General features: G+C 50.8%; 15 protein-coding genes and 1 pseudogene. 9 read left to right on the top strand and 7 right to left on the bottom strand.

Translation table 11 applies throughout. The features are described from left to right. Positions 1-279: 279 nt before the first annotated feature. The 7 genes and pseudogenes from J4G78_RS08150 to J4G78_RS08120 form a co-directional block, all read right to left on the bottom strand. Positions 280-3,513: a TonB-dependent receptor gene (locus J4G78_RS08150; protein ID WP_243457274.1), complete on the bottom strand. Its 3,234-nt coding sequence runs from the start codon at positions 3,511-3,513 to the stop codon at positions 280-282. A gap of 123 nt (positions 3,514-3,636) precedes the next feature. Next, positions 3,637-4,701 carry a FecR family protein gene (locus J4G78_RS08145; RefSeq protein WP_207989984.1) on the bottom strand — a complete coding sequence of 355 codons (1,065 nt, stop codon included), beginning with the start codon at positions 4,699-4,701 and terminating at the stop codon, positions 3,637-3,639. Then, a complete protein-coding gene (locus J4G78_RS08140; RefSeq protein ID WP_207989983.1) occupies positions 4,698-5,243 on the bottom strand; it encodes an RNA polymerase sigma factor in 546 nt (181 codons plus the stop codon). The genes J4G78_RS08145 and J4G78_RS08140 overlap by 4 nt, the downstream gene beginning before the upstream one ends. A 154-nt stretch (positions 5,244-5,397) precedes the next feature. Continuing rightward, positions 5,398-5,538 (bottom strand): annotated as a pseudogene (locus tag J4G78_RS18395) (hypothetical protein); the annotation flags it as partial. Positions 5,539-5,572: 34 nt separating this feature from the next. Continuing rightward, complete coding sequence (locus J4G78_RS08130) at positions 5,573-7,786, bottom strand: TonB-dependent receptor domain-containing protein (RefSeq protein WP_207989980.1); 2,214 nt, start codon at positions 7,784-7,786, stop codon at positions 5,573-5,575. 108 nt (positions 7,787-7,894) lie between these two features. Beyond that, positions 7,895-8,506, bottom strand: coding sequence for a COG3904 family protein (locus J4G78_RS08125; RefSeq protein WP_207989978.1), 612 nt, complete (start codon positions 8,504-8,506; stop codon positions 7,895-7,897). A gap of 254 nt (positions 8,507-8,760) precedes the next feature. After that, entirely contained in the window at positions 8,761-9,051 is a 291-nt protein-coding gene (locus tag J4G78_RS08120; protein WP_207989976.1) for a hypothetical protein, read from the bottom strand. Positions 9,052-9,247: 196 nt separating this feature from the next. On the opposite strand from J4G78_RS08120, the gene J4G78_RS08115 reads away from it, so the two are divergent. The 9 genes from J4G78_RS08115 to J4G78_RS08075 all read left to right on the top strand — a co-directional run bounded on the left by J4G78_RS08115 (position 9,248) and on the right by J4G78_RS08075 (position 18,544). Further along, the gene (locus tag J4G78_RS08115; protein WP_207989974.1) at positions 9,248-9,793 is read left to right on the top strand and encodes an RNA polymerase sigma factor; all 546 of its coding nucleotides are present in this window, start codon (positions 9,248-9,250) and stop codon (positions 9,791-9,793) included. 17 nt (positions 9,794-9,810) lie between these two features. After that, positions 9,811-10,770, top strand: coding sequence for a FecR family protein (locus tag J4G78_RS08110; RefSeq protein ID WP_207989972.1), 960 nt, complete (start codon positions 9,811-9,813; stop codon positions 10,768-10,770). A 10-nt stretch (positions 10,771-10,780) separates the two neighbouring features. Next, entirely contained in the window at positions 10,781-13,240 is a 2,460-nt protein-coding gene (locus tag J4G78_RS08105; RefSeq protein ID WP_207989970.1) for a TonB-dependent receptor, read from the top strand. 52 nt (positions 13,241-13,292) lie between these two features. Next, the gene (locus tag J4G78_RS08100; RefSeq protein ID WP_207989968.1) at positions 13,293-13,847 is read left to right on the top strand and encodes a hypothetical protein; all 555 of its coding nucleotides are present in this window, start codon (positions 13,293-13,295) and stop codon (positions 13,845-13,847) included. Between the two features lie 165 nt (positions 13,848-14,012). Further along, a complete protein-coding gene (locus J4G78_RS08095) occupies positions 14,013-14,699 on the top strand; it encodes a response regulator (protein WP_207989966.1) in 687 nt (228 codons plus the stop codon). Continuing rightward, the gene (locus tag J4G78_RS08090; RefSeq protein ID WP_207989964.1) at positions 14,696-15,889 is read left to right on the top strand and encodes an ATP-binding protein; all 1,194 of its coding nucleotides are present in this window, start codon (positions 14,696-14,698) and stop codon (positions 15,887-15,889) included. The genes J4G78_RS08095 and J4G78_RS08090 overlap by 4 nt, the downstream gene beginning before the upstream one ends. A gap of 289 nt (positions 15,890-16,178) precedes the next feature. Further along, positions 16,179-16,376: a hypothetical protein gene (locus tag J4G78_RS08085; protein ID WP_207989962.1), complete on the top strand. Its 198-nt coding sequence runs from the start codon at positions 16,179-16,181 to the stop codon at positions 16,374-16,376. 62 nt (positions 16,377-16,438) lie between these two features. Then, positions 16,439-16,978 (top strand): SH3 domain-containing protein, encoded by a 540-nt coding sequence (locus J4G78_RS08080; RefSeq protein ID WP_207989960.1) that lies wholly within the window; start codon positions 16,439-16,441, stop codon positions 16,976-16,978. An 807-nt stretch (positions 16,979-17,785) separates the two neighbouring features. Next, a complete protein-coding gene (locus J4G78_RS08075) occupies positions 17,786-18,544 on the top strand; it encodes an outer membrane protein (protein ID WP_207989958.1) in 759 nt (252 codons plus the stop codon). Positions 18,545-19,087: the final 543 nt, after the last annotated feature.

The following is a 19,087-nucleotide window of genomic DNA, read 5'->3' as shown; positions in this document are numbered from 1 at the left end:
CGTTCGCAATCAATACTCGCCCGAATAGCGAGCGTTATCCGATAGTTGCTATTGTTTTTTCAAGAATCGGTGCAATCATTATTGTAACTATACTATGAAGAGTCAAGTAGAAATATAATAAAATCAAATACTTAATCAAACAGATAATAAAAATGCGCCCTATGAATCAATATTATAGGTTAATTTTATATTTAATCATGTAATTCTAAATATTTATATTGACCTCCTATATTCTTTAAATGAACAATATTTCGGAATAGGAAAACAGATATCCATATTTCAAAAGCTCTTCTTGATGTTGAACCCGAAGATGCGCGGATCGAGCGTGAACACATTAGTCGTCAAGCCCGTGTCGTCACTGTTGACAAAAGCGTCGGTGATCGGCGTTTTGTCGAACACATTTTTCACGTAAAACTGAAAGGTGAGCCCGTCGTCGGGTCGGTCCAAGGTGAGCGATAGATTGGTATTGTCCCAGGATTTCAGGCGATCGATCTCACTATTATACACCCGCGCCCAACTCTTCGCTTGCCGGTAATAATCCCCGCGCAGGGTCAAGGCCCAATCATCAAACGGGATGGTATATTGCGCGCCAATGTTGACCGTCCAATGCGGCGCGTTGGGCAGCTCGTTGCCGCCCAGATCCGCATAGAAACCGCGCCCCTGATTGGGCGCATCGACTGCCGGATCATGGATAACACCAAAGAACAGCGCACCCAAGCTGCCTTCCCTAAAGTCACCGGCAAAGCTGCCGCCGCATAACCCGTTGAGGTAAGCCAAACTGTTTAGGTCATTAAAAAGCGGATTGCTGATAATAGCTTCGACTTTGGATGTGGGAGCAATGCAGTTGGACGCCAATTGGATCCATGGCTTGACGACCGTCCAGTCGGGATTGCCCTGGGTGCGGTTGAACACGTCGATGGATTGTTCTCCATCGCCGATGCGGGTGCCGAGATAGCCGAGATTGGCGTTGACCCGAAATTGCGGGGTCGGTTGCCAGGCCAGTTCGAGTTCAGCGCCCCAGATATTGGCATCGTAATTTTCGTTCAGCGCGATGCGATCAACGATTTGCGATACCTGATAGTCCTTGTAGTTATAGAAAAAGGCGTTGGCATTAAGTGTCAGTCGGCCACCAGCAAATGTATTTTTCATACCGATTTCAAACGCGTTGACGCTTTCGGGACGGTATGTTGTCGGCTGCGGAAAAAATTGCAAAAATTCGGGATTGCCGTCGATGCCGGGTGGGTTGGCGCCGCCGCCTTTATAGCCGCGGGAATAGGAAGCATAGACCAGCGTATCGTCGGTGAAATTAAGCTGCGGCTTCCAGTCGACCACAAACCGGCCTGTCAGCCGGTTCCATTTCTGCACGATATCGTCCGATTCGGGATAGCCGATGCTAACAAAGCCGTTACCGCCGAATCCCGGCGATAGCAGCAATTGCGAGTTCACGGGGGTCGCAACCTTTTTGTCGAGCGTAAAGCGCAGCCCGCCGGTAATTTTCAGCGTCTCGGTGGCTTCCCAGTATAATTCACCGAAACCTGCATAGGAATCGGTGGTCGCGAGATTGCGGCTGCGAAAATAATTATGGCCTTGACCATCAATCGATTTTAACGGATTGGGATCGGTATAGGGACAAACGTTTGCGAGCACCGAGCAGTCAATTAAAACGCCGCCATAGGTGCCACCGGCAAATGATTGCGCAATCGCGGAAAACAGATTGTTGAAGACATAATAATCTTCATCAATCTCGAAATGGAGATAATTGGCGCCCAGGCTGAAATTGACCGGGCCGCTAAATGCTGATTGCAAACGAAATTCCTGATACCATTGGTCGCTGTTTGACATATTCATATCGACACCCAGGATGGCGCGCGACGGCCCCAGTTGCGGGTCATTATAGACACCGCCGGGAGCTAAACCAGGAGTAGGATTGGGCTGGTCAAAACCATTCTCCAACCCCGCAGAGTCGTTAAAGACCGGTCCCGAATTGAAGCGGTTATAGTCCTGTGTCGAAAAATAGAAATCCTTGGTATAAGCAGTCTGCGAGAAGATTGTCAGATCGGGCGTGATATCGAATTCGGCATTGAGCTGATAGACATCATTTTTCGCCCGGAAGGTTGGATCATAGGCGGTCGCGATTTCGCGCAGATCGCGTGATTGCTTCACATTCGCATAGGGGTCTTTGGTCTGGCTGATCAAAGTGATCAGATTCTCAAATGTATTTGCCGCGTTCGGAGGGTAACCGAGTTGAATGATCTGGGCACCCGCCAACACGTAAGGCAGCGAAAAACCATTGGGCGTGCCGAAAGCGGCGTCATCATACAGCGAACCTGGCAGACAGCCCTGGCTCAACATACCGCGCGTGAGCGGCATGTCGCTGATATCCTTGGCCCCAACACTGGTCGGCCCCGGGTCGGTATGGCAGAGCTGTTTGCCGGTGCGGGAGCGGTCGTCATCCTCGCTGAAACGTTCCCAGATGGCGTTAACCCGGAACCGGTCGCTCGGCTCCCACGCCGCGCTGATCCGGGTGGAATATAGATCGCGGCCGTTAACCTGTTTGTCGGTGATACTGTTATAATCAAAGCCGCTCCGCTTGGTCAGCGCGCCAGCAGCGCGCAGCGCGAATGTATCGCTCACCGGGATATTGACCATCGCGCTGATCCGGCGGGTATCGTAATTGCCCACTTCGCCTTTCAGCCAGCCGTCAAATTCCACAAATTGCGGTTTGTTGGTGATCATGTTGACCACGCCGCCGGTCGCGTTGCGGCCATAGAGCGTCCCCTGTGGGCCGCGCAATACCTCGACCCGCTCGACATCGAAATATTCCTGCTCGAACAGCCGGTTGCGCAACATCGGCGTGTTGTTAAAACTGATCGCAACAGCCGGGTCCGATGTCACCGACAGCGCCTTGGTACCAATGCCCCGGATCGAGAAATTATAGGTCGAGAAATTGTTTTTCGAAAAACTGATATTGGGTATCGCGCGGACCAGTTCCGACCCGCCCTCGATCTTGTACCCGTCAAGCTCCTCCGCCGAGAAAGCGGACACGGAAATCGGCACTTCCTGAATATTCTGTTCGATCTTCTGCGCGGTGACAATGATGAGGTTGGTGTCATCTGTCTGATTACCGGTGCTTCCCGCCACTCCGGAACTCACGTCCTGCGCCAGCGAAGATGTGGCGGCGCTGGCATAGGTTTGCCCCACCAATATCGTGCCGTTTCGATCCACCCGATAGACAACGCCAGAACCCGACAACAAGCGCTTGATTGCCGCAAGAGGCGTATAGCTTCCTTTTATCGTTGTGCTCTTTTTCCCAGCCACGCTGGTTTCGGCAAAATAGACTTCCTTGCCGCTCTGCATGCCAAATTCGGTCAGCGCTTTGCCAAGATCCTGCGCGGCGATGTTAAAGCTGATTTTTTGTTCTGTATGCGCCTGTGCCGCCGCGGGCATGACGGCAATCGCCGCGCAGCTCGCCAGTGCGAGTGATTTGAACGACACAAATTTAATGAATGACATATCCTCGTCCCCCTCCTTGGGCTTATTGTTTGAGGCACAGTTAAACCTGCGCCTTCAATAAGGTAGACGTTGGATATTCTGATATGCTCACCGGTCCGGCAAAATATATTAAAGCGTCACTGCCTATCTGCGCCAGACGAGGGTGAGTTCATGCTCCCCGCTGCGTTCGGCTCTGAGCGGGTGCATGGCTTCCAGTGCATCGATGAAACTGGAGGTGCGGCCGGTATTGAATACGCCATTGACTTTCATTGTCCTCAGCGCGGGATCATTAGCCAGTTTCAGCTTTTGTGTGCTGTAACGGTTCAGTTCATCGACAACCTGATCCAGCGGCTTTTGCCGGAAGACCAGCCTGCCTTCCGCCCAGCCGGTGGTGGCCACCACATCCGTCTTGCGCGCAAGTGTTCCCCTTCGTCCACGAATGGTTAGCTGTTCACCGGGCGCCAACGTGACTGCCTGTTTTGCTGTGGGCGGTGCAGCGGTTTCCGGACTGGGTGTGCTGACCTTGTTGACGATGACTTTGCCTTCAATCAACGTCACCTGCACGCTTTTATCGCCTTTCAGCCGAACATCAAAACTGGTGCCCAGTGCAACAATCCGTTCGGTACCGGCGATCACCACAAACGGCCGGTTCGCATCCTCGACCACCTCGAACAAAGCCTGACCCTTCATCAGGGTGACACCGCGCTGGTGGTCGGCCATATCGACTTCAATACGCGAATCCGTGTTCAGCGTGACCTTGCTGCCATCAGCCAATGTAATCGTGGATTGTTCACCAATCTCGGTTTGGTAGGCTTCCGGTGCGGCGGTAATTTGCTGTATATTTGCTGGTCCATTAGCGTCTGGCAGCCGGGTCCAGAATGCCGTTATGACCACCACCGCCAGAAGCGAAGCGGCGAGGGCGCTGGCGGCGATTTGCCAACTGCGTTTGCGATAAAAACGCGGTTCGGTTTCTTGCAAAGCGGTTTGTGCCATAGCCTGTAACCGAGGGTCCATGGCATGGCGATCGACAACGGCATTGCCGCGCGCCATCCGTTCATAGGCTTCATGATGGGAAGGGTGCTGTTGTCTCCAGCTCTCAAACGCATGGCGGTCTTCGGGAGTGCAGTCAGGTGAGGTCAAACGAACGGTCCAAAACGCAGCAACATCTTCTGTTGTTTCCATCTCATCCTGTTCTTGCATATCGCTCATTTCGGGTCACCAAATAGACGTGCAATATATAGTGTTGCCTTCATCAGATGTTTTTCAATACCGCTGACGGAAATACCCATGCGCTCGGCTGCCGTTTTGCGCTTCATCCCTTCGACACGGCAAAGCAGATAGGCCTGCCGGGTTCGCGGTGGTAATTGTTGCAATGCCTCCATCAATCTTTCAATCTCTTGCTTACCTTCTAAGACGCGCGCTGGCGAAAAAGCCTCACCAGCGTGCATTTCCTCGTCATATTCAATATGGTCATTATGATTCCGGCGCTGACGATAGCGCAAATGGTCATTCCACACGCTCGACGCTGTTTGCATAAGATAAGCTTCAGGGTTTTCTATTACGCGCTCTACCGAGCGTTTTGCGAGACGAATGAAGACTTCTTGAACCAAATCCTGCACGGTTGCATCCTGACACCCGCGCTTGGCGAAATAGCGCGTGAGCGCTGTATCATAAAGGCGGGCAAACTTGGCTAGCTGGTCCGGATCAACCGGCAGCGCAGATGCATCTGCTTTTTTATGTGATTGGTCCATGGGCGACCGTCCTCTCCGGGCAAACAGGTGCTGCATGCAAGAAAGAGAAAGAATTTGCAAATATCAGAGCATCGGAATTGCGGCTTGATCAGCAAATCCATTCGTGATGTTCTGTCTTTATGGGCTCGTTGGGCGTCGGCTCGTCCTGCTGCTTTCACTCCGGATTTATGATCAGTATTAGTGGTTCTTCACCGGTGCGTTCAATGGGTCGTGAACGGTGAATGGCGAGGGTATCCTGTGACCAGAGGCGTTCATGAAACAGAGCAACATCACCCGTCTGCATCTGCTGGACATTGTGCGGATCGCCGCAATCGCAATCGGCTGCGCCCTCAAAACTGTGTCCGAAGTCCGAACGCTATATTCCGGCCACGCAATGGCGATTGCTTCTTCACAAAGGACGTATGCACGAAAGCCAGTTCGTTGGTCAGGTTCGTGCCGCGCAGATACAGTTCGACGGAACGGGCGGCGCCAAGGTCGAACTTGTAGGCCAGCGTTGCATTCAGCATGTTGTAGCCGGGCGTGCGTGTTTCATATGAGGCGAAGCGATTCTGGGCGAAAGTGTGGTAATATTCGAACTCGGTCGATACCGGCCCGCTGTCCCAGTTATAGCGCGCACCCAGGCGGCCCGGCGGGATACGCGGCAGGTTGTCGTCCTCGTTCGGCATATCGGCGCGGACATAGTCGCCGAACACCGTCAGCCGCGATTGCGGATTGAACTGGTGCGTGACGAACCCGTCGACGCCCATCAGCTTGGCATTCGCCGTGTCATAGAGGACGAATTGCAGATTGCGCGCGGCGTCCCTGTCGATGGGGCGGGAGTAGATGTAATCCTCGATATCCTGATAGAAGGCGCCGATCTCGAACGTGGTCGCACCGCCCGTCTTGCGCAGCGTGAGATTGGCCGAATGGGTGAGTTCGGTCACTTCGGGCCGGTTTTCCTGCCGCTGGTCGTTCAGGAATATCCATCTGTATTTGCGATGGACTAGGCCGAGTTCATAGCTGTTGGTGGCCAAATTGTTCCCGCTTGCGAAGATTTCCCGCACGCTGGGGGAACGCTCCGACCGCGCCAGATTGAGCCCGATCGAATATTCGTCGGTCAGATTGGCGACGGCGCCGAACGACATCGAGAACGGATCATGCACGATGTCCGAAAGCCAGGGGTAGCGGTACCCGTGCTCCCATTCACGCCATTCCTTGCGCGCTCCGATCTCGACGTCGACAGGCCCGAACGTGGCGCGTTCGACCAGGAAGATCGCGTAAGCATTGCCTTTGAAGGTATAAAAGGGGACTTCTCTTTTTCTGATGTGGTTCTTCACATTGTTGATGCCGGTGAAGGTGGTGTTCGTATATTGCCCGCCAAGAGTTCCGGTGAAGCCCAGGAACGGGCTGTGGGTGATCTCCACGCGCGCATCGTAGGCTTCGTGCGCGTAACGAGCGGGAATGATCGGACCATCGACCTCATCATGCCGGTAATCGGTGTAGGACAGGCGCAGCCGGAGATGCTCCATGTAGCGCAGGGGCTTGTCGAAATCCGCGCGCACATCGACGCGCTCGTTCCGCAACCGGATGAACGCGGTGTGGCTGTCGTCCTGGCCGGCGAACGGATCGATCAGCCGCCCGTGCGGCACGCAGTGCAGATAGTTGCCATGCTGATGGCATACCCCGTTTTTGTGGCTGTGCCCGGGCAGGCCATATTTGCTGTCCTGGCGCGTATAGGAGGCGCCGATATAGCCGTTGGAGGTAACCCATGAGAGGCCGACGGCGGCGCTTTGCGCCTCGGCGAAGGAATCGCGCAACCTGTCGGTGCCGAACGCCTTCGGTACATTGTAATCGTCGCTCTCGCGGGCCGCGCTCTCGACATGAAATGCGATTGGGCCGAGCGCGGCTGTCACGCGCCCTGCAACGGTTCTTTCATTGTCACCAGTACCATAGCGCACTTCGGCCCCGCCACTGATACCGCCCGCGGGTAATTGCTTCGGCACCTTGCTGTCGATCAGGTTGACCGCGCCGTTGACGGCGCTGCCGCCATAAATGATCGCCGCCGGACCGCGCAGCACCTCGATCGCATCGAGCAGCAACGGTTCGGTCGCCACCATATGATCGGGCGAGACGACCGAGGCATCGAACAGATTGGCGCCGTCGGACAGGATTTCGATACGCGGCAGCGTCTGCCCGCGGATGACCGGGCGCGAGGCGCCGCCGCCGAAATTATCGAGATGGATGCCGGGAAGGCCGCTCAACGTCTCCCCGAGTGTGGCCCTGCGCCTGTGGACCAATTCGTCGCCGGACAGGACGGTTACGGGCTGCGCGATCTTGATGGCAGGGCGGACAAGCGCATCGGCGTTTACAATAATATCGGTGCGATGTGGCTTACGTATTGCCTTATAGCTGTCAGACCGCTTACGGAAATTCTCATCTGCAGATGCATCACCTGTTTTTGAGGCTTCGGAAGAAGCGTCGGTCTCAGCGGCCTTCGCTGCGCTGATTCCCGGATCACATAGTGAAAACGCGGTGGCGGACAAAAATGCAATGCGAAAGTTCATACTTAACTCCAAACAATACTAAGCAGGCTGCCAAGCCATTATAAAATGATATGATATATCACAACATAAATATGATGATTGGTTTCAATCAAGGTCTTTTTGTAACGATCATCTGTGTTCACAGATTGCCGCAGACCCTAGCGATAGAGCGGAACTTGTGGAGATTTTGAACTCCGCCACCTCACTATCCGACATCCAGTGCATGTTGTCTGCTGGGGCAGCCTCAAGCGTGAACCAGTAGAAGTTTTGATCAATCCCGATGTCATCATAATATGCAAGGTACGGATCATGTTCTGGATCGGTGCGCGGCAAGTCAGTAGCGACATAGTCTTCAGTGGCCCAAGTATGGACGCCAACGCAGGCGCCAGCCTCAAGAATGCGCTGGACGCCCGCTAAAAACAAATCTGTGCCACCTGAAGCGACGAGACCATCCGACGGAACGATTGTTACAAAACCTAATTCTCTAACAACTCGGCTGAATTCAATATTTGCTTCATCGTCCACCGAACCGCCGACATTCTTCAATACCAACGTTCTAATATTCGGGTTTTTCTTCAAAACATTCTCGAAGGCATTCAAACTATTGCTGTCAACCTCGCCGATTGCCGTGATGCGATCGCGTTCCACAGAAAATTGCATAGGTGTATGGTGAAGTTGGTGTCCACAGCCGGCGAGGACGGTCAGGGAAATCAAAATTACGAGTTTAGTTAGTTTCAACATCTAATCCTAACGTTACGTGTTTGCTCAGGCTCAAAATAAATATGCCCTATTTGAAGCTAGGCTTTTTCTTGATCGTCATTCTTCGGCTACAATTCAGCCTATTTTCAATAAACTAGCACAGAGACTTTGGAGCAATGTGCCATAGACAAGTTTAGTCATATTGCAGAAAACCGGCCGTGGGCTTGATCCAATTGGGTGCAACAAATCAATGCCTGCACCTCTGTTAAAAGGATGCCGGTACGGCCAAAAAGTAACTAAAAGGACTTAAGTTGCACTATTGATCGCCGGAAGAACAATTGAGAGAACTGCCGACTTTTGACGGGGGCTTCAGCCGCCTTGGTTTCCAAGTGATGGTGGCGGTTAATGGATTGTGGCGTCTCGCTTGCTCTTGAAGCACTTCTTTCGATATTCTTGCTATCATACAATCGAGCAATATCTCCGCTGGCAGGCTGAATATTTCCAACTCCTGGAGCCGCAAGTGCTACAAGAACAGTTGCGACTACCGCAGAAATAGGCAGATCAATGGGATATAACGTTCGTTTCATTTCTATTCACCTGATGTAAATTAGCGACCCGTAAAAATTGGGCCTTCAATATAACGACGGCGACAAATATTTTGATCCGCACTTCGAGATGGCCAAATAGATTGAGTTTAGATATGCTATATCATCACGGATGGGTGATGGACCAATTACAATATGGCGAGAGACTGCCGGCTCTTCCGATATAAAAAGGTGTTTAATGGCGATGAATAAAAGGGGTGACAGCGATATAGCTTGCGTCCTCTTGGCTAAACGCGCCGTGATAAAAGGATTTTTAAGCTCCCGCCTGGGCAATGCTGCGGACGCAGAAGATGTTCTTCAAGATCTTTGGTTAAAAATTGACAGGTTAGAAATTGGACCCGTCGATGATCCTTTATCTTATCTGTTTCGAATGGCGCAAAATGCAGCCTATGATCGACGCCGCTCTGCCGAGCGTCGGTCTAATCGGGAACAGCAATGGGTTGAGACACAATCCAGTAAGGCTGGCACTGAATATATTGACGATTCTCCCGATGTATTAAAGCAGATGGTGAGTCGCGAAAGACTTGCAGAAGTTGAGCAGGTTCTGAACGCTTTACCGGAGAGAACATCCTATATTTTTCGGGCGTTTCGAGTGGAAGGTCGAGCGCAACGGGATATCGCTGCAGAATTAGAGATCAGTGTCAGCGCAGTGGAAAAACATCTTCGAAAAGCTTATCGCGCAATTATTGATTTCAGAAAGGGTGTGGATTCTGACGACGGATAACGTCGTATTGATAGGACATGAATAATAAACTCATCTTGAAGGGCGGCGAACCGCAACTGCTCGACGAAGCAATTGAATGGCATGTTCGCGTTAATGACCCTCACGCTTCGTCATCGGATTGGACAGCATTCGGTCAATGGCTGGACCAAGGCGAGGCGCACAGGCTGGCCTATGATGAGGTTTGTGAAAACGACCTCGGGCTTGATGGATTACAAGAAAATCCTGCCGATGATGAACCCGATGAGATACCGTCAGTTCCCGTGCCAGCAAATGACAATAGGAAATGGCAGCTCGGCTTCGGATTGGTCGCCTCATTGTTTATGGCATTTTTATTCTGGCCATCGAGCGGTAATCCTGAACTGGATATCTTCCAAACAGCGCCCGGTGAAAAGCGTGTTATCGTTCTTGGTCCGGAAACACGGATCGAAATGAACGGCGACACCGTTGTTGCAACAAACCCTGCCAACCCGCGCTTCGCCCGACTGGACCGGGGCGAGGCAGTCTTTTTTGTGAAGCACGATGAATCTAAGCCTTTTGTTGTTGAAAGTGGATCATTTACTTTGCGGGACGAAGGCACGATTTTTAATGTCAGAAATGTGGAAAAGCTGTTTAGTGTATCGGTGTCGGAAGGATCTGTTCGCTTCAATCCGGAAGAAGAACAGCAACTCGTAAAGGCAGGGCAATCGCTAACCTTAACGGAAGGAAAGAATCCGGTACTGCGGACTATTGATCTGGAATCAGTAGCAGGCTGGCGCGAGGGACGGCTGCATTATGATAACGCTCCTCTGAGCGCTATTGCCGCTGATCTGGGGCGACTGAGTGGCAAAACAATAAGCGTTGCGGATTCAATTGCCGGCCAGCGCTTCACTGGTGTGATATTGGTCGATGAAGAGTCTGAAGCAATGGCTCAAAAATTGGAGCAGTTGCTCGGTATACAGACTAAAGATACCGGCGAGGGTTGGCATTTTGCTCCTTAAGAAGTTGTCGATGAGACTTCGTTTATTAATGATCGCGACTCTTTTTGGGTTATGTGTAAGCACGCCAGCGGCAGCCTCGCCACGCTATGACATTAATATTCCGGCAACCAAAGTAGACAGAGCATTAAACCAATTCTCTCGACAAACGGGTGTTTCTCTGGGCGGCATCAACGTAAAATCCGCCACCGTAAAAACCTCACCGGTGCGCGGCAGATATACATTACGTCAAGGCTTGCGGAGGTTGTTACGCGGAACGAATCTTAGCTTCAAAATTATCGACAGACATACTGTTCGTATTTTTAACAAACCCGCTCGTCGCAACAGGCCGAAAGCAAAACCAGAGCGTGTGCAGGCACCAAAGGCTAATCGACCTGTCACTCCGCCTGTGACTGAAACGATAGTTGTAACCGCATCGAAACAAGGCACCATGCTTACCGATTATCCTGGCTCGGTTACAGTGATATCTCCGGAAGCAAATGTGTCGTCAGCATCGGCGAAAGGTATAGACGCTATTATCCGACAATTGCCTTCGTCGGCTGAGACAAATCTGGGCTCTGGTCGCAACAAAATATTCCTGCGCGGTATCGCAGACAGCAGTTTCAACGGCCCATCACAGTCCACGCTGGCCATGTATCTCGGGGATACCAGGCTTGCTTTCAATTCACCCAGTCCAGATCTCAGACTCTATGATGTGAAGCGAGTTGAAATCCTGGAAGGGCCGCAAGGCACGCTTTATGGTGCCGGCTCGTTAGGCGGCGCGATCAGGACGATCGCTGAAAAACCGGATATAAGTGCTTTATATGGTAGTGGGTGGGCGCAAATTTCTTTGACGAAAGATGGCCAACCCAGCGCTGCTTTAGCAGCAATGATCAACATGCCTATCAATGACGATCTGGCGATACGGGCGTTGGGATATGTTCAGAGTGACGGTGGCTATATCGACGATGCGCATCGAAAGTTGAAAGATATCAACAAAGACCGGATCAAGGGAGGAAGAGCGTCTCTTCTGTTCAAGCCTGGTGACAGTTGGTCCATCGAAGCTAGCGCAGCCTTGCAGACAATTCACACATTTGATGGTCAATTTGCAGAGTTGGGCGAGCGCGCATTGACAAGGCGTTCGGCCATCGCGCAGCCTTTCGAATCTGAATTTGCCGCCTATTCGATGGCCATTAAGAAGGAGTGGAACAATCTGAACCTGGTATCGGCAACGGGTCTGGTCAACAATCGCTTGCTCACGCGATATGATGCGACTGCATTGCTGCAATTTGATCCTTCCGTCCCCGACACGCCGTTGGCGTTTGACGAGCGGCGAAAAATACGGTTGATCAGTCACGAGACCCGACTTTCTGGTAGCGGAAGCAATAATCGGTCTTGGGTGGCCGGGATCAGCCTGATTGATAACGAAGATCAATTAACAAGCAGTCTTGGCCTCCCAAATTCGCCCAACCAATTTTCCGATGTATTGGGTAGAACCAGAGAAGCTGCCATTTTCGGCGAACTCAGTCATCCCCTTACCAGTACCATCACAGGAACGGTGGGCGCGCGCGTTGTCTATACAAGATTTGATGTCAACAATATCACGCAGGGGGGGATTGCACTTGATCTGGATCGGGAGGATGTCAGGTATTTACCTACCATTGCACTAGGTTGGAGGCCCGATCGGAGAAGTTTGATATATGCACGTTATCAAAAAGGATATCGCCCGGGCGGCTTTAGCATCGACGAAGATTTCCTTAATGATGTGGATAGCTCGGGTGCCAGAAACATAGAAGAAGCTGTGAACAGCGAACTGATATCAATCGACGACCTTGTTGGCGGGATTGAGATTTTCCGGTCAGATAGCATCGACACAGTTGAAGCCGGAGTCCGGTCGAAGATAGGACATTCGGACCAGGTCATTGCGAGCGCCAGTATTTTTTACTCCAGATGGAAGAATATACAGGCTGATATCGTGGATCTATTTGGGTTTTCCGAAACAGCCAATATCGGTGATGGCACAATTTATGGAATTACCATGGGGTTGGAATGGCAGCTGACACCATCATTGACTGTAACCGGCAAGTTTTTCCTTAATGACAGTGAGGTCACCAACGCAGAAACAAAATTCTTGAAAAGCGAAGGCGGTCGGCTTCCCAATATCGCAAATGTGGGCGCAAATGCCGGTTTTCTTATTACAGAGCCCGTATCCGACGCCCTTGAGGTGATTGTTCACTCCCAACTCCGTTATGTTGGCGCTTCGCAGCTTGGAATCAGTCCGTTCTTTCCGTTGGAGCAGGGGGACTATATAACGGCTGGATTGGGTACCGCACTGCGCTCAGAAAAATGGACTATATTTGCAGATGTCACAAACTTGTTTAACAGCCAAGCGAACAGTTTTTCCCTAGGCAATCCGTTCACTGTTACCAATCGTCAACAGGTTACGCCGATACGGCCATTGACCGTCACAATCGGTTTTAAAGCAGACTTTTAAATTATATTCTTAGTCTGATGCGGATGCCCCGACAGGGCGACGTTGTCTTAGTATGATAGCGAATAGATTCAACTTTGACGTGACAACTTCAAACCGAAACTATTCGCGTCACAACTTGCAGCTCGCAAACATCCCCGATGTAAGCCCGCGTCTCGAGGATGAAGCGAGCGCCTTGCTTGACCAGGTTTCGGGATTTACAGGGTCAAGCTGGGTCGCAAAGCCAGTGGTGTCGGATTATTGGAATTCGGCACCACTGGTAATTTCCCTCTCTTTTAAAATAGCTACTATTTCTGACCCGGCACTTGTCTCGCCTCAACAAGAAATCGCGCGACATATCGGCACTATCGGCGGCAGCACCCCCTATTCCAAAGCCAAGAAAAGAAAGAACCGCGCTATGCCACATAGCAGGTCAGTGGAGGGCCGTTTCCGGCAAACAGCTGAAGCATCGATCGCTGAGTTGGAATTAGCAAGCCAGCACAGTCAATCGCAACTGACTTCTGTAGGTGCCGAAAAAATGACGTCACTAGAACATATTAAAATAGACCCTTGCCGCTGTTCCTACTGGCTCGCAAGGTTGATCATCTGGGGTGGCCGTCATTCTCGGTGAAATCAGATGATAAGCATCTCATATACAGCGACATTTATAGGCCCTTCCATTGCGGATCATCGCCTCGGTCCGTCCAAATTTCTACGAACTTTTGGTAAAACTCCCACAATTATTTCGCAATCGGTTCGCGCGACCGGTGATCCACAAATTTAAGCAAGGTAAAAAATGGAAAACTCATTAATCTTGGTGGCCGAAGATGAGCGCGAGATTTCGGCTATTCTTGTCTCCTATCTCGAACGCGAGGGATATCGCACTGTGACCGCAGCCGATGGAGATATTACGTTGACTCATCATTTGTCACTCAAGCCCGATCTGGTTCTGCTCGACGTCCAGATGCCAAAACGCGATGGCATATCTGTATTGACGGAAATGAGAAAACATAGTGACACACCCGTCATCATGGCCACCGCGCGGGCAGAGGATCTCGATAAATTACTGGCGCTCGAATTGGGTGCTGATGACTATGTCGTCAAACCGTTTAATCCAATGGAAGTGGTCGCTCGGGTTAAGGCGGTATTACGGCGAACAAACAACAATCATGAAGCTTCGTTGATCCGCTTTGGTGATATTGAAATTGACAAAAGCAGCTATGGCGCGGCCATATTACAGGAAGACGAACGGTCATCGCTTGATCTGACATTAACCGAATATCGCCTGCTTGCTCATCTGGCATCGAAGCAAAAGGTCTTCTCTCGCGCAGAGTTGGTGGATGCCTGTCTGCCAGAGGGTGACGCTTTGGAACGTACGGTCGATAGTCATATCAGCAATTTACGGCACAAACTCGACAAGGCTGGTGCTCAAACCATATGTACTGTCGTTCGAGGCGTTGGATACAGATTGATTGCCGGGTGAGGGCCAGAAGCGCATCTTTCTATCGCCCATTCTGGTCGAAACATTGGCCGTTATCGCGGCAGCTCGCATCGGTGCTCGCCGTTTGCCTGCTCGTGAATGCGGCACTCATCATAGGAGCGGTTGAGTTTATTGAGCCTTTTGTGGAACGTCAAATTCTTCATGAATTATCGCCATCCGCGGCACGCGCATATCATGCTTTTAATAGCGACCAAGTCCCGGCGCGAGATGATATTGCCGCGTTGATTGTCGAATCCAAAGCATTACGGGAAAGTCAAAATAGTCCGGATGCACAAGTGAATTTGTGGATATTGATTTGTGTATTGACCGGGTCAGGAGTGACATTCGCGCTCAGCTACACCCTTCTCGGGCGACTGGGGCATGGGTATATCAATGTAGCGCGTGCCGCACAGTCCGTCACGGCAGGCGATCTGTCGGCCCGGGCACGCCCACTGGTCCTGGCGTCGCAAGAAGAAGTCAAACTGGCCGGAGATTTTAATCATATGGCGGCGTCGCTACAACGCGCTGAACGGGAATTGGCCGACGGAACGGCTGCTATAGCGCATGAACTTCGAACGCCGCTCACGATATTGCGGGGGCGGTTGTACGGGATTGCCGATGGTATTTTCTCGCCGGGTTCAAAAGAAATTACAGGACTGATCCGACAGGTTGAAGGACTGAGCCGAATAGTGGGCGATCTTCAAACGCTGAGTCTCGTCAACTCCAACGAGATGAGCCTTGATATCAAACCCACTGATCTGGCTGAAGAGGTTGAGCACGTGCTGGTAACTATCAAGCCAGATCTCGAAGCAAACGGCCTTCAACCATCTCTAAACCTGCAATCATCCATCGTGGCGGCCGATAGCAGCAGGATCAGGCAGGTCGTCGGAGCGGTGTTATCCAATACTCAGCGTTATGCGAGTGAGAGTGGAATGTTAAAGATTAGCACATGGTGCAATGCCAACGAGGCGGTGCTCGAAATCATCGATCATGGCCCAGGCCTTCCGCCGGATCAAAGTGAACGAGCCTTTGACCGGTTTTGGCGCGCAGAACAGTCGCGGGCCAGGCATACTGGAGGATCCGGGCTGGGACTTGCAGTGGTTCGCGCCATTGTCGAGGCTCATGGCGGAGAAGCAAAGTTTAGCAATCACGCTATGGGAGGGACGAGATTTGCAATGCACCTTCCCCGTTAAAAATCATCTCCATGATCTCTCCACACGATAGCAAAGAATCCTCCATATTGCCGGGCTAGCTATTATTCATTGGTCAATCCAAGTTTCGATATCGGGTTTGAGCAAAATAAGATTTCTGTCCGAACATGGTTGCGTTTCCGGACAGAAAGGCATTGCGCGCCGTCTCCAAGACCCCTGTACGGCGCGCAATGCCCTCGGCTCTGAATATCCGATGTGGCAATGACCATGCACAATATTAAAGGAACGAAAGACAATGCTCCGTTTTGTTACAATTTCACTGACATGTTCCATGGCTTTAACTGGTTGTGTCACTTTGCCGGACGAGGATTTTGCATGGCGCACCATCGAACAGTGCGATTATTCCGGAGATGAAGTCATCAGCGAAGGTGAGGCATTGGACTGCGGTTTACCGCGCCGGGATTTTCTCAACATGGATTTCAATGATGATGGGTTCCTGACTTTTCATGAGCTGGCCAATTACGGATAAAATTTAGTGTTGCAAAGTTTGTGCAGCCGATTTCGGCGCGCGATAGATTTGAGGATTTAGTTATGAAATTTCATAGAATTTTGGTGCCTTCCATATTGGCATTGACTTCAATATTGCCCCAGGCAGCGCATGCGACAGTTGCAGCTTATACGTCTCATACCGTTGATTTAAGAGCAGGTCCGAGCATGGGATATCCACCCATTCAATATGTTCGCAAGGGTACCGGCGTTCATGTGCATGGCTGCGTCAGGAATTATACCTGGTGTGATATCAGTACGCGTGGTCGCAGGGGATGGGCATCTGCCGCATATCTGGCCACGATTCGAGACGATAAGCCGGTTTATATTCCCCCTTATGCTCTGGATTTGGGAATTCCGATTGTTACGTTCGAGCTTGATGATTATTGGCATGAAAATTATTTGGATTACGAATTTTATGACGAGCGTGACTATTGGGACGATTATGTGTGGGAAGATGACGGCCTACCTCCCGGATGGATGGAAGATTGGGAAGAAGAGTCAGATGATCTGGTGATTTTGGAAGATGATGGCAGCATCATCTGTTTTATCGAAGACTATGATACAGTCTACGATTGCAGCTAGATATTTTACCGAGCTGCAAATTATCGTTGATCATATTCAATCGAAAGTCGGTGCTCGATTGACCCTTATTTCCCGACCAGCAAATAAAAAAGGTGACCATAATAAAACTGCCGGTACTTTTTAGAATATGGATAAATTCTGTCCCGGTAGGCGAGTTGGGCGGTAGATTGGTATAGGCAGCACCGGCTAAGATCCTTTAACCATCGACGCCAAGCAAATCCGATCCGGCCCAATTCGTCCAATGTTGTTGAGCGAAACAGCCTTGACGATATTGTTCATAGTTTTGCCTTGCACCATATCGTTACTTAACTGGTAAAAAGTGAAATACCATTTCCATATAAAACCGGGTTCGAACAGCGGGCCATTCTATCACTCAAGATAGCTGGCGAAGAGCGTTGCATAGGTCTCTTTGCACGGTATCGAGCCTATTGCGTGGATTTGGTTGCGCTGATCCAGCGTCAGTCCTACGCCTAGATTGACCAACATGGAGCTATTTATGAAACAATGGCTCACAGTGGGTTATCAGCACTAACACCAGTCATGCCGCGGCAATGACCATGCTTGAACCAGCATAGCAGGCGGCAAGCACCATCTTAAATCCTGCGAGTATCAAGCGTATACGCAGAACGAACATAACGACGGGCTCCTGTCTTCAATTATCAAATTACCAGAAAACGACCCTCTTTCTTTTCGTCTCCACTGTTTCTGGACAGTTCGTGGACGACCGCTCCATGCCAACAGTCAAATAGGCGACCAACAGCCATGGTTTACCGGGCTGTAACAGGATTAAACAAGAAGGATAAGAATATGAAGTCGTTTACAATCTTTACGGCAGCTTGCGTTTTAGCTCTCCCCGTGGCTGCAGCCGCGCAGAGTAATGACAAGTCGCCATTCAACGGACCGTTCGTAGGGATCGAAGGCTCGCTAGACGCTAACCAGGCACGCAATCCCAAGACGCCCGCCAAAACGCCTCCCACTACCACTACTCCCGCGAGTAAGAAGAAAACGAAGAAAACCAAGACAAAATTCCCGCACGAACAGGGGATGGGTGGACGCATCTTTGCTGGTTATGATGTCGTTCTTGGTGACAGTTTCCTTATCGGCGTTGAAGCTGGCATCGGTACATCCTCAGGCGCAATGACACTCGATGCCAACGGTAAAAAGAAAAAAGCGCCGAAAAAGACCAAAAAGAAAACCAAAACAGCTGCCAGCAAAAAGAAAAAAGGCAAAAAGGAACTTGCACTTGCCGCAGGTGAATACCGACTTGATCCAGGCCTGACCTATGATGCCACAGCTCGTATCGGTTTTCTGCCATCTCCCAATTTTCTGGTATATGGCAGAGGCGGCTATCGCTGGCTGCAAACCAAGCAATCAGTTGGCAGCATGAAGGATAACAAACCAGTCACGACGACTACCAAAGTGACCGAAAAAGGCTTTACTTATGGCGGTGGCGCTGAATTTGCGGTGTCCGAAAACTTCAGACTGCGCGCTGAATTTAACCGTACCAACTTCAGCAAAAACTTTAAACAGAACAAGTTTTCTGTCGGAGCGACGGTAAGCTTCTAAGGCAGAAAGCATCGCGCGTAGCGCTTCTTTCCTCCGTGGGAAGCGTTGCGCGCGATGATCCTTTTTGAGAAACAACAGATGTTTCAGCGGCATCTGTAAATCGTCCCGCTCGGTGACGTTTTTTTTCACCGTAAGTTCGTTCTGCACGTTTCAATCTTATGTCGAATCCATGTCCTTGGTCGACCAGCGTTTCGCTGAGTGTGGAGTGAATTTTGTGAGAATATTTTGCGTGAAGCTGTTTGTCCTCTCAAATATTATTTTGCGTTTCGCCGTTCCAGCACCCGTTTTCTCACGAAATCATAGCCTTTCCCCTTTGATCAATTTTCATGTTGATGCGGGAGTTAATCACGATTGTGAAAAAATGAGTCGGTCTGATGGGTCCGACAAAAGAAAGACTGACAACAGTTTAGAAGAGAAATTTAGCGGAAGAACAAGCATACTTATAATCGGTAGCATCTCTGCGGCACTTTGGACTGGTCTAATTGCCTTAATCATAGCGGTGTACGAATTATGTTTTTGATCTCAGCTTTTTTGCGCACCATT

Origin of the sequence: Parasphingorhabdus cellanae (assembly GCF_017498565.1) — a bacterium.
In the GTDB taxonomy this organism is placed as follows: Bacteria; Pseudomonadota; Alphaproteobacteria; order Sphingomonadales; family Sphingomonadaceae; genus Parasphingorhabdus; species Parasphingorhabdus cellanae.
The sequence above is the reverse complement of the archived record's forward strand: the minus strand, read 5'-3'. Positions and strand labels throughout refer to the sequence as shown.